Source organism: Curtobacterium sp. MCLR17_059 (genome assembly GCF_003234665.1).
Lineage (GTDB): Bacteria > Actinomycetota > Actinomycetes > Actinomycetales > Microbacteriaceae > Curtobacterium > Curtobacterium flaccumfaciens.
The window spans coordinates 357,546-368,584 of sequence record NZ_QKSU01000003.1; the positions used below are offsets into that span (position 1 = coordinate 357,546).

Annotated in this window: 10 protein-coding genes; all 10 read left to right on the forward strand. The window is 69.3% G+C overall.

Annotation, left to right across the window (positions count from 1 at the left end; genetic code table 11):
• The first annotated feature begins 28 nt into the window (after positions 1–28).
• Positions 29–1,852 carry an acetolactate synthase large subunit gene (locus tag DEJ12_RS07235; RefSeq protein ID WP_027466529.1) on the forward strand — a complete coding sequence of 608 codons (1,824 nt, stop codon included), beginning with the start codon at positions 29–31 and terminating at the stop codon, positions 1,850–1,852.
• Positions 1,849–2,349, forward strand: coding sequence for an acetolactate synthase small subunit (gene ilvN, locus DEJ12_RS07240; protein ID WP_017888842.1), 501 nt, complete (start codon positions 1,849–1,851; stop codon positions 2,347–2,349). The genes DEJ12_RS07235 and ilvN overlap by 4 nt, the downstream gene beginning before the upstream one ends.
• 71 nt (positions 2,350–2,420) lie before the next feature.
• Entirely contained in the window at positions 2,421–3,446 is a 1,026-nt protein-coding gene (gene ilvC / locus DEJ12_RS07245) for a ketol-acid reductoisomerase (protein WP_027466530.1), read from the forward strand.
• A 209-nt stretch (positions 3,447–3,655) separates the two neighbouring features.
• Positions 3,656–4,846 carry a mannitol-1-phosphate 5-dehydrogenase gene (locus DEJ12_RS07255; protein ID WP_111029505.1) on the forward strand — a complete coding sequence of 397 codons (1,191 nt, stop codon included), beginning with the start codon at positions 3,656–3,658 and terminating at the stop codon, positions 4,844–4,846.
• Positions 4,847–4,905: 59 nt separating this feature from the next.
• Complete coding sequence (locus DEJ12_RS07260) at positions 4,906–5,370, forward strand: hypothetical protein (RefSeq protein WP_111047588.1); 465 nt, start codon at positions 4,906–4,908, stop codon at positions 5,368–5,370.
• Positions 5,371–5,411: 41 nt separating this feature from the next.
• Entirely contained in the window at positions 5,412–5,750 is a 339-nt protein-coding gene (locus tag DEJ12_RS07265) for a hypothetical protein (RefSeq protein ID WP_110865396.1), read from the forward strand.
• A 156-nt stretch (positions 5,751–5,906) separates the two neighbouring features.
• A complete protein-coding gene (gene serA / locus DEJ12_RS07270; RefSeq protein WP_110865397.1) occupies positions 5,907–7,496 on the forward strand; it encodes a phosphoglycerate dehydrogenase in 1,590 nt (529 codons plus the stop codon).
• A gap of 13 nt (positions 7,497–7,509) precedes the next feature.
• Positions 7,510–8,583 carry a 3-isopropylmalate dehydrogenase gene (locus tag DEJ12_RS07275; protein ID WP_111029521.1) on the forward strand — a complete coding sequence of 358 codons (1,074 nt, stop codon included), beginning with the start codon at positions 7,510–7,512 and terminating at the stop codon, positions 8,581–8,583.
• Positions 8,584–8,598: 15 nt separating this feature from the next.
• Positions 8,599–9,708, forward strand: a complete 1,110-nt coding sequence (locus tag DEJ12_RS07280; RefSeq protein WP_111029506.1) for a branched-chain amino acid aminotransferase — start codon at positions 8,599–8,601, stop codon at positions 9,706–9,708.
• A 30-nt stretch (positions 9,709–9,738) separates the two neighbouring features.
• Positions 9,739–10,509: a fumarylacetoacetate hydrolase family protein gene (locus DEJ12_RS07285; RefSeq protein ID WP_027466538.1), complete on the forward strand. Its 771-nt coding sequence runs from the start codon at positions 9,739–9,741 to the stop codon at positions 10,507–10,509.
• The last annotated feature ends 530 nt before the right edge of the window (positions 10,510–11,039 follow it).

Here is an 11,039-nt window from a genome sequence, read left to right on the forward strand (position 1 = left end):
ACCGCCACCACTCAGGCAAGGACCACTCATGCCCACGGAAGCAACTCCGTTGTCCGCGGCCGCCGGTGCACGCCGGTCGCCGGAGATCCTCACCGGCTCAGGAGCCGTCCTCCGGACGCTCGAGCACCTCGGGATCACCGACGTCTTCGGCCTGCCCGGCGGCGCGATCATCCCGTTCTACGACGAGCTGATGGCGTCGACCACGATCCGCCACATCCTCGTCCGTCACGAGCAGGGCGCCGGCCACGCCGCCGAGGGCTACGCCTCGTCGTCCGGCAAGGTCGGGGTCGCCATCGCGACGTCCGGCCCCGGCGCGACGAACCTCGTCACGGCCATCGCCGACGCCTACATGGACTCGGTGCCGTTCATCGCGATCACCGGTCAGGTGTTCTCGACGCTGATGGGCACCGACGCGTTCCAGGAAGCCGACATCGTCGGCATCACGATGCCCATCACGAAGCACTCGTTCCTGGTCACCGACCCGGCCGACGTGCCGGCGACCCTCGCTGCGGCGCACCTCATCGCGACGACCGGTCGGCCCGGCCCCGTGCTGGTGGACATCACGAAGGACGCCCAGCAGAAGTCTGCGCCCTACGTGTGGCCGCCCAAGATCGACCTGCCCGGCTACCGCCCGGTGACCAAGGCGCACGGCAAGCAGATCACCGCGGCCGCGCAGCTGCTGTCCGAGTCGAAGCGTCCGGTGCTCTACGTCGGCGGCGGGGTCATCCGCTCCCGCGCGACCGCCGAGCTGCTCCGCTTCGCCGAGGCGACCGGTGCGCCGGTGGTCACGACCCTGATGGCGCGCGGCGCGTTCCCGGACTCGCACCCGCAGCACCTCGGCATGCCCGGCATGCACGGCACGGTGCCCGCGGTGCTCGGCCTGCAGGACAGCGACCTCATCGTCGCCCTCGGCGCACGCTTCGACGACCGCGTGACGGGCAAGGCCGACGAGTTCGCCCCGGACGCCAAGGTCGTGCACGTCGACATCGACCCGGCCGAGATCTCGAAGATCCGCTTCGCCGACGTCCCGATCGTCGGTGACGCCCGCGAGGTCCTGGTCGACCTGCTCGACGCCTGGGGCGGCATCGCCGTCGAGGACCGCGCGTCGACCGACGAGTGGTGGGCGAAGCTCCACCAGCTCAAGACCGACTTCCCGCTCGGGTACGCCGAGCCGACCGACGGGCTCCTCGCGCCGCAGGGCATCATCAAGCGCATCGGTGAGCTCTCCGGTCCCGAGGCCGTCTACGCCTCCGGTGTCGGCCAGCACCAGATGTGGTCCGCGCAGTTCATCAAGTACGAGCGGCCCAACGCCTGGCTCAACTCCGGTGGCGCCGGAACGATGGGCTACTCCGTCCCCGCGGCGATGGGTGCGAAGGTCGCCCAGCCGGACCGCGTGGTCTGGGCGATCGACGGCGACGGCTGCTTCCAGATGACGAACCAGGAACTCGCGACCTGCGTCATCAACGACATCCCGATCAAGGTCGCGATCATCAACAACTCGTCGCTCGGCATGGTCCGGCAGTGGCAGACGCTGTTCTACGACGGCCGGCACTCCTTCACCGACCTCGAGACGGGGCACGCCTCGCGCCGTGTGCCGGACTTCGTGAAGCTGGCCGACGCCTACGGCGCCCTCGGCATCCGGGTCGAGAAGGCCGACGAGGTCGACGCCGCGATCGAGCTCGCCCTCGCGACCAACGACCGCCCGGTGGTGATCGACTTCGTCGTGAGCCGTGACTCGATGGTGTGGCCGATGGTCCCGCAGGGTGTCAGCAACTCGTCCATCGAGTACGCCCAGGCACTCGCGCCCACCTGGGACGACGAGGACGCCGACATGACGGGAGAAACCGCATGAGCCACGTCCTCTCCCTCCTCGTGGAGGACAAGCCCGGTCTGCTGACCCGTGTCGCCGGACTCTTCGCCCGTCGCGGCTTCAACATCGAGTCGCTCGCCGTCGGCAACACCGAGGTGGACGGCCTCAGCCGGATCACGGTCGTCGTCGACGTCGAGGACCTCCCGCTGGAACAGGTGACGAAGCAGCTCAACAAGCTGGTGAACGTCATCAAGATCGTCGAACTGGACTTCTCGCAGTCGGTCCAGCGCGAGCACATGCTCGTGAAGGTGCGCGTCGACAACCAGACGCGCTCGGCGGTGCTCGAAGCAGTGAACCTGTTCCGTGCCCAGGTCGTCGACGTGGCGACCGACTCCCTGATCGTCGAGGTGACCGGCGACCCCGGCAAGATCCAGGCGATCCTCCGCGTGCTCGAGCCCTACGGCGTCAAGGAGCTCGCCCGCGCGGGCCTCCTCGGCATGGGCCGCGGACCGAAGAGCATCACCGACCGGGTGCGCTGAGCGCCCGTCACACCCTTCCCGGGCGCCGATGGTGCCCGGCACCGACCACAGAACCAAGGAGACACACCCTCGTGACTGACATCGTGTACGACGCCGACGCCGACCTGACGCTCATCCAGGGCAAGAAGGTCGCCGTCATCGGCTACGGCTCGCAGGGCCACGCCCACGCCCTCAACCTCCGTGACTCGGGTGTCGAGGTGAAGATCGGCCTGCAGGAGGGCTCGAAGAGCCGGCAGAAGGCCGAAGAGGCGGGCTTCGAGGTCCACACCCCGGGCGACGCCACCGCCTGGGCCGACGTCGTCGTCATCCTCGCGCCGGACCAGGTCCAGCGCATCGTCTACGCCGAGGACATCCGCCCGAACCTCAAGCCGGGCGCGACGCTCGTCTTCGGCCACGGCTTCAACATCCGCTTCGGCTACATCGAGGCGCCCGAGGGCGTCGACGTGTCGCTCGTCGCGCCGAAGGGTCCGGGGCACACCGTCCGTCGCGAGTACGAAGCCGGCCGTGGCGTCCCCGTGATCGTCGCCGTCGAGGTCGACGCGTCCGGTTCCGCCTGGGACCTCGCGTGGTCGTACTCCAAGGCGATCGGTGGCCTCCGCTCCGGCGGCATCAAGACGACCTTCACCGAGGAGACCGAGACCGACCTGTTCGGCGAGCAGGCCGTCCTCTGCGGTGGCACCTCGCAGCTCATCCAGTACGGTTTCGAGACCCTGGTCGAGGCGGGCTACCAGCCGCAGATCGCCTACTTCGAGGTCCTGCACGAGCTCAAGCTCATCGTCGACCTCATCTGGGAGGGCGGCCTCACCAAGCAGCGCTGGTCGATCTCCGACACCGCTGAGTTCGGTGACTACGTCTCCGGCCCGCGCGTGATCTCGCCGGACGTCAAGGAGAACATGAAGGCGGTGCTCGCGGACATCCAGAACGGTGCCTTCGCGAAGCGCTTCATCGAGGACCAAGACGCCGGCGCACCGGAGTTCAAGGCGCTCCGTGCCAAGGGCGAGGGCCACCCGATCGAGGCCACCGGCCGTGAGCTCCGCGCGCTCTTCGCGTGGAAGCAGAACGACGGCGACTACGTGGACGGCTCGGCCGCGCGGTAGTCTTCCGAGAACCACTCGATGACGAGGCGGCGGTGCACCTGCACCGCCGCCTCGCGATGTGACCCGAACGTTATGCAGCAGCTCTTCTCCAGCCCCGACGCCGCGGACCGGCGTCCCTCCGCCGTGCGCGCGGACGATTCCCGACACCCGTCGGCCGTGCTGCGCACCCGCGGTCAGGACCGCCCCGACCAGCATGGGATGATCGTTCGATGGCGGTGACGAAGCGAGCGGTCCACATCGGCGCCGGCAAGATCGGGCGCGGGTTCGTGGGCCAGTTCCTCGTGGCGAGCGGCTACGAGCTCACCTTCGTCGACGTCGACGAACGCGTGGTCTCGGCCCTGAACGAAGCCGGCCGGTTCGTGGTGCACGAGGTCGGCGAGATGCCGGTCGAGCACCTCGTCTACGGGTTCCGCGCGCTCAGCAGCAAGACCGACCGCGAGCGTGTGGTGCAGGCCATCGCCGAGGCCGACGTGGTGACCACCGCCGTGGGCGCTCGGACACTCCCGCTCGTCGCGCCGCTCATCGCCGAGGGCCTCGCGGCACGTCCGCTCGAGCGCGGCGACGTCACGATCGTCGCCTGCGAGAACGCGTTCAACGCGACCGACTCGCTGCACGCCAGCATCCGCCGCGCACCGATCCTCGAAGACCGCGACATCGCCGCCGTCTTCGCGAACTGCGCGATCGACCGCATCGTCCCGGACCAGTCCGGTGTGCTCGGTCAGTCCGGCGGCCTCGACGTCGTGCTCGAACCGTTCTACGAGTGGGTCATCGAGCGCACCCCGTTCCTGGGCTCCGACGCCGAACCGCCGACGATCGAGGGCGTCACGTGGGTCGACGACCTGCAGCCGTTCGTCGAGCGCAAGCTCTACACGGTCAACACGGCGCACGCCACCGCCGCCTACCACGGCTACGTGCGGGGCATCCGGCTCATCCGCGAAGCACTCGAGGACGACGCCGTCCGCGCCGAGGTCGACGGGGTGCTCGCCGAGACCACCGCACTGCTGATCGCGAAGCACGGCTTCGACCCCGAGGACCACGCGCGCTACGTCGCCGCGAACCTCTCCCGCATCGCGAACCCGCACCTGCCGGACTCCACCGCGCGCGTCGGACGCAACCCGCTCCGCAAGCTCGGCCGTCGTGAACGCTTCGTCGGCCCGGCGTCGCAGCTCGCCGAGCGCGGGCTGCCCGTCGAGCACCTGCTCGGTGCCGTCCGCGTGGCGCTCGCGTTCGACGACGAGAACGACCCGGAGTCGATCGAGCTGCACGCACTCCTGCGTTCCGGGGCGACCGCGCACGCGCTGACCGAGATCCTCACGGGCCTGATGGAGAGCCACCCGCTCTTCCTGGCCGTCCGCGACGTCGTCGCCGAGGTCCTCGCGACGCAGCCGGCCGACGTCTGACGTCGGCCTCCCGGCCGTCGCTGGTCCTCCCGGTGTCGTGTCCCTCGTAGAATCGGGGCATGACCACGGCAGCATCCCCACCAGACGGGTCGATCGACCCGGACGTGCCGAACGCCGTCGACACCGACGACGCCGCCCTCAGCTGGGGTGACGCCGACGACGCCACCCACGTCGACGCGGCGCACAACCCGGTGGCGGTGCGCGAGCGCGGCGAGCGGGACCCCGAGGCGCCCGAGACCTCCGGCGCGCTCGTCGGGTTCGGTGTCTTCGGAGGCCTCTACCTCCTCTACACGGTGGCCTGGCTCCTCACCGCGTCGACCGCGTACGTCTCCGGCGTCGACACGGTCCTCACGCTCTTCGTCGAGGTGCTCCGCTTCCTCGCGATCCTCGCGCCGGCACTCTGGTTCACGGTGGTGCTCTGGGCAGCGCGCAGCAGCCGCACGCGGACCCGCCTGCTCTGGATGCTCCTCGGCGCCGTCGTGCTCTTCCCCTGGCCGTTCCTCCTGACGCGGAGCTTCGGGTGACCGGGGCAGTGCCGGCGACGACCCGCCGGAACAGTGCCCCCGTGGTCGCGAAGATCGTGGTCTGGGTCGTGTTCGCGGCGCTGTTCGCGTACATGACGGTGCAGGCCGTCGGCAACCTGACGCAGATCAACCAGCGGGTGGACGCCTTCAACGCGTTCCTCCAGACGACCTCGGGCGGCGACTCGCTGCAGACCAGCACCCCGTGGCTGTGGCTCGTGCTCGACATCCTCATCGCGCCGGTCGCGTTCGTCGCGGCGATCGTCATCACCCGGCGTTCGAGCCTGCCCGTCACGATCGCGGTGTTCGTGGTCGCCTTCGCGGGCGCCGGCGCCCTCTGGCTCGACCTCCAGCTGTTCGTCCCGACGCTGCTGGACTTCTGACGCGACCCGCCGACGGCCAGGAGGCGCGGTGCGGCCCCGCCCCGCGCCTCCCGCCCTCGTGTGGTTCTCCACAGGACCGCTCCCGCGGTCGTAACCACCGGCCCGCGTCGATAGCATGGTGGGATACCAACCGTCTCGAGTGAGGAAACAGCTGCTGTGTCGAAGCCGGTCGTCCTGATCGCCGAAGAACTCTCGCCCGCAACGGTCGACGCCCTCGGGCCCGACTTCGAGATCCGGAACGTGGACGGCACCGACCGTCCGGCGCTCCTGGCGGCGCTGTCCGACGCGCACGCCGTCCTCGTGCGGTCCGCCACCAAGATCGACGCCGAGGCGATCGCCGCGGCACCGGTCCTCAAGGTCGTCGCCCGTGCCGGCGTCGGCCTCGACAACGTCGACATCAAGGCCGCGACGACGGCCGGCGTGATGGTGGTGAACGCCCCGACCTCGAACATCATCTCGGCGGCGGAGCTCACGGTCGGGCACATCCTGTCGCTCGCACGGCACATCCCGGCCGCCCACGCCTCGCTGGCCGCCGGTGCGTGGAAGCGCTCGTCGTACACCGGTGTCGAGCTCTACGAGAAGACCGTCGGCATCATCGGCCTCGGCCGCATCGGCGCCCTCATCACCCAGCGGCTGCAGGCCTTCGGCGTGACGGTCATCGCCTACGACCCGTACGTCACCACGGCACGTGCCCAGCAGCTCGGGGTCGAGCTCGTCTCCCTCGAGGACCTGCTGCGCCGGGCGGACTTCACCACGATCCACATGCCGAGGACGCCGGAGACCCTCGGCATGATCTCGGACGCCCAGTTCGCCCTGATGAAGCCGACCGCGTTCGTCGTGAACGTGGCCCGCGGTGGCCTGATCGACGAGGACGCCCTGCACCGGGCCCTCACGTCGAACACCATCGCCGGCGCCGGCCTCGACGTCTTCGTCGCCGAGCCCCCGAAGGACTCCCCGCTCCTGGCGCTCCCGAACGTCGTCGTGACGCCGCACCTCGGCGCCTCCACCGACGAAGCGCAGGAGAAAGCGGGCGTCTCGGTCGCCAAGTCGGTTCGTCTCGCCCTCGGTGGCGAGCTCGTGCCCGACGCGGTGAACGTCGCCGGCGGGGTCATCGACCCGTACGTGCGCCCCGGCATCCCGCTCGTCGAGAAGCTCGGCCAGGTCTTCACCGCCCTCGCGACCTCGCCGGTCACGAGCATCGACGTCGAGGTGCACGGCGAGCTCGCCGAGTACGACGTCAGCGTGCTGAAGCTCGCGGCGCTCAAGGGCGTCTTCACCGACGTCGTCAGCGACCAGGTCTCCTACGTCAACGCTCCGCTCATCGCCGAGCAGCGCGGGGTCACCGTCCGCCTCATCACCGAGACCGACAGCCCCGAGTACCGCAACGTGCTGACGATCCGCGGTGCCCAGTCCGATGGCCCGGCGATCAGCGTCTCCGGCACGCTCACCGGCCCGAAGCAGGTCGAGAAGCTCGTCGAGATCAACGGGCACGACGTCGAGGTGCCGCTCGACCGGCACCACGTCGTCATGGAGTACACCGACCGTCCGGGCATCGTCGCGGTCTACGGCAAGGAGTTCGGCCAGGCCGGCATCAACATCGCCGCGATGCAGATCTCGCGCGAAGCCGCCGGTGGCCAGGCGCTGAGCGTCCTGACGGTCGACTCGCCCGTGCCGGCCGAGATCCTCGAGCACGTCCGCTCGGCGATCGACGCGTCCTCGCTCCGCGAGATCGACATCACGCTCTAGGGGAGTGGCGGACATGAGCAGCGCGCAGACGATCCGACTCGCGGTCATCCGTGGTGACGGCATCGGCCCCGAGGTCGTCGACGAGGCCCTGAAGGTCCTGCACGCGGTCCTGCCGGACGACCTCGTGGTGCAGGAGACCCCGTTCTCCCTCGGCGCCGCACGGTACCTGGAGACCGGCGACATCCTGACCGACGACGACATGGCAGCGATCGCGCAGCACGACGCGATCCTGCTCGGAGCGGTCGGCGGTGACCCGCGTGACCCGCGGCTCGCCGGGGGCATCATCGAGCGTGGGCTGCTCCTCAAGCTCCGCTTCGCGTTCGACCACTACGTGAACCTCCGGCCGACGACGGTGCACCCGGCCGTCCCGACGCCGCTCGCCGACCCCGGCGAGGTCGACTTCGTGGTCGTCCGCGAAGGCACCGAGGGGCCCTACGTCGGCAACGGCGGCGCCATCCGGACCGGTACCCCGCACGAGATCGCGACCGAGGTCTCGTTGAACACCGCCTTCGGTGTCGAGCGGGTCGTGCGGTACGCCTTCGCGCTGGCGCACCGACGCCCGCGTCGCCACCTGACCCTCGTGCACAAGAGCAACGTCCTGGTGCACGCCGGAGCCCTCTGGCAGCGCACCGTCGCGGCCGTCGGCGCCGAGTACCCGGACGTCACGGTCGACTACCAGCACGTGGACGCGGTCACCATCCACATGGTGCGCGATCCCGCACGGTTCGACGTCATCGTCACCGACAACCTGTTCGGCGACATCATCACCGACCTGGCCGGCGCGATCAGCGGCGGCATCGGTCTGGCGGCCTCGGGCAACATCAACCCGGACGGCACCTTCCCCAGCATGTTCGAGCCGGTCCACGGTTCCGCGCCGGACATCGCAGGTCAGCAGCTGGCCGACCCCACCGCCGCGATCCGTTCCGTCGCCCTGTTGCTCGACCACCTCGGTCGCGGTGACCTGGCGGCCGCGGTGACGGCTGCGGTGGAGTCCGACCTCGCCGACCGGGGCACCACGCCGCGTCGCACGGCCGAGATCGGCGACGCGATCGCCGCCGCGGCCACGGCACGCACCACCACCGCCTGAGAAGGAGTCCTCCCCATGAGCACCGACACCGCCTTCGGACTCGAGTTCGCCAGCACCCCGTCCGCCGACCGCCGCGCGGCTGCCGAGCGTGAGCAGATCCTCGCCGACCCGGGCTTCGGCAAGCACTTCACCGACCACATGGCGACGGTCGAGTGGACGCTCGACGACGGCTGGCACAGCGCGTCGATCCACCCGTACGGGCCGCTGTCCCTCGATCCGAGCGCGAGCGTCCTGCACTACGCCCAGGAGATCTTCGAGGGGCTCAAGGCCTACCGGCACGCGGACGGCTCGGTGTGGTCGTTCCGACCGGACGCCAACGCCCGACGCTTCCAGCGGTCCGCCCGACGCCTGGCGCTCCCGGAGCTCCCGGTCGAGGCGTTCGTCGAGTCGATCCGGCAGCTCGTGCAGACCGACGTCGACTGGGTGCCCTCGGCACCCGAGACGAGCCTGTACCTGCGGCCGTTCATGATCGCGACGGAGTCGTTCCTCGGGGTGCGCGCGGCACAGGCCGTCGCGTACCACTGCATCGCGAGTCCGGCCGGTGCCTACTTCACCTCGGGCCCGAAGCCGGTGTCGATCTGGCTGTCGACGCAGTACGCGCGCGCCGGCAAGGGCGGGACCGGTGCGGCGAAGACCGGCGGCAACTACGCCTCGTCGCTGCTGCCCCAGCAGGAGGCCTACGAGCACGGCTGCCAGCAGGTGATGTTCCTCGACTCGGTGGAGGGCAAGTACCTCGAAGAGCTCGGCGGGATGAACGTCGTCCTGGTCAAGTCCGACGGCACCCTCGTCACGCCCGACTCCGACTCCATCCTCGAGGGGATCACGCGTGACTCGATCCTGCAGTTGGCCGAGGACCGCGGCCTGACCGTCGAGAAGCGCCGCGTGACCCTCGACGAGTGGCGTGACGGCGTCGCCGACGGCTCGATCACCGAGGCCTTCGCGTGCGGGACCGCCGCCGTCGTGACCCCGATCGCCGAACTCCGGGGTGACGGCTTCACGATCGGTTCGCCGACCGTCGGGGCGGGGGAACTCACGATGTCCCTGCGCGACGAACTCACCGACATCCAGTACGGCCGTCGTCCCGACCCGCACGGGTGGATGATCAAGCTGACCGACGCGTCCTGATCGACCCGCGGGCGTGGGTAGGGTCGAACGGTGAAGATCGCACGGTTCAGCAGCAAGGGTGAAGACCCCCGGTACGGCATCCTCGACGAGCGCGCTCTGGTGGTGCTCGCGGGAGACCCGATGTACCAGGGGTTCGAGACCACGGGGGAGCGCGTGGCACTCGCCGACGCCAAGCTCCTCGCACCCGTCATCCCGCGGTCGAAGGTCATCGGCGTCGGGCTCAACTACTCGGAGCACGCCTCCGAGATGGACGAACGCGCCGGCGACGACCCGGTGGTGTTCCTCAAGCCGAACACCTCGGTGATCGGTCCGGACGAGCCCATCCGCCTCCCGGCCGACATCGGACGCGTCGACCACGAGGGCGAACTCGCCATCGTGATCGGCTCGCTCGCGAAGAACGTCCGGCGCGAGGACTTCGCGAGCGTGATCCTCGGCTACACGATCGCCAACGACGTGACCGCCCGAGACCTGCAGGCTCGCGACGGTCAGTGGACCCGGGCGAAGGGCTTCGACACGTTCTGCCCGCTCGGCCCCGTGATCGAGACCGAGATCGACCCGTCGGACATCCGCATCGAGACCCGCGTCGACGGTGACCTCCGGCAGGCGGCCTCAACGAACGAGATGGTCCACGACATCCCGTCGCTCGTCGAGTTCGTGTCCTCCATCTGGACCCTCCTGCCCGGTGACGTCATCCTGACCGGGACTCCGGCCGGTGTCGGGCAGATCCGCGACGGTGAGATCGTCGAGGTCACCATCTCCGGCATCGGTTCGCTCAAGAACCCGGTCATCGCGCGGCACTGACAGCGCTCCCGAACGGCCCGTTCCCCCAGGTGGTGAGCGGGCCGTTCGTCGTTGCCGGGGGAGTACGCAACCGCGGCGCAGAGGGCGACACGCCCGGGATGTGGGCCGGCTTGGCGCTGCCGTTCACCTCTGCGTAAAGTAATCACTCGTTGCCGCTGAGGCGGAGAACGGAACGGCCGAGACGATCACCGGGTTGAACACCTGGAGATGCAGTCCGGACGGGGTCCCGCTCAGGCAACCAACTCCTCGGAAACACGACCTCTGGTTGTGCGCCCAGGATGTTGTACAAGACGAATGCCTCTCTGGCGGAACCTTTCGGGGTCGAGCGGGGAGTGCGTCTGGTCCTTGAGAACTCAACAGCGTGCACATTGTCAATGCCAATTTATTGATTGACCTCGTGCCTGGTCGGCTTGCTGACTGGGTCATGAAGCAATTCCTTTTGGATTGAAGATTGTCAGTAGACAGTCAACAGTCAGAATCAACTCGGTCTGATGCCTTCGGGTGTTGGGTCTGTATTTTTTTACGGAGAG

Excerpts from the sequence above, each read along its gene's own strand:
- DEJ12_RS07275 (WP_111029521.1), top strand. The coding sequence starts at position 7,510 with ATGAGCAGCGCGCAGACGATCCGACTCGCGGTCATCCGTGGTGACGGC.
- DEJ12_RS07255 (WP_111029505.1), top strand. The coding sequence starts at position 3,656 with ATGGCGGTGACGAAGCGAGCGGTCCACATCGGCGCCGGCAAGATCGGG.
- ilvN (WP_017888842.1), top strand. The coding sequence starts at position 1,849 with ATGAGCCACGTCCTCTCCCTCCTCGTGGAGGACAAGCCCGGTCTGCTG.
- DEJ12_RS07260 (WP_111047588.1), top strand. The coding sequence starts at position 4,906 with ATGACCACGGCAGCATCCCCACCAGACGGGTCGATCGACCCGGACGTG.
- DEJ12_RS07280 (WP_111029506.1), top strand. The coding sequence starts at position 8,599 with ATGAGCACCGACACCGCCTTCGGACTCGAGTTCGCCAGCACCCCGTCC.
- DEJ12_RS07235 (WP_027466529.1), top strand. The coding sequence starts at position 29 with ATGCCCACGGAAGCAACTCCGTTGTCCGCGGCCGCCGGTGCACGCCGG.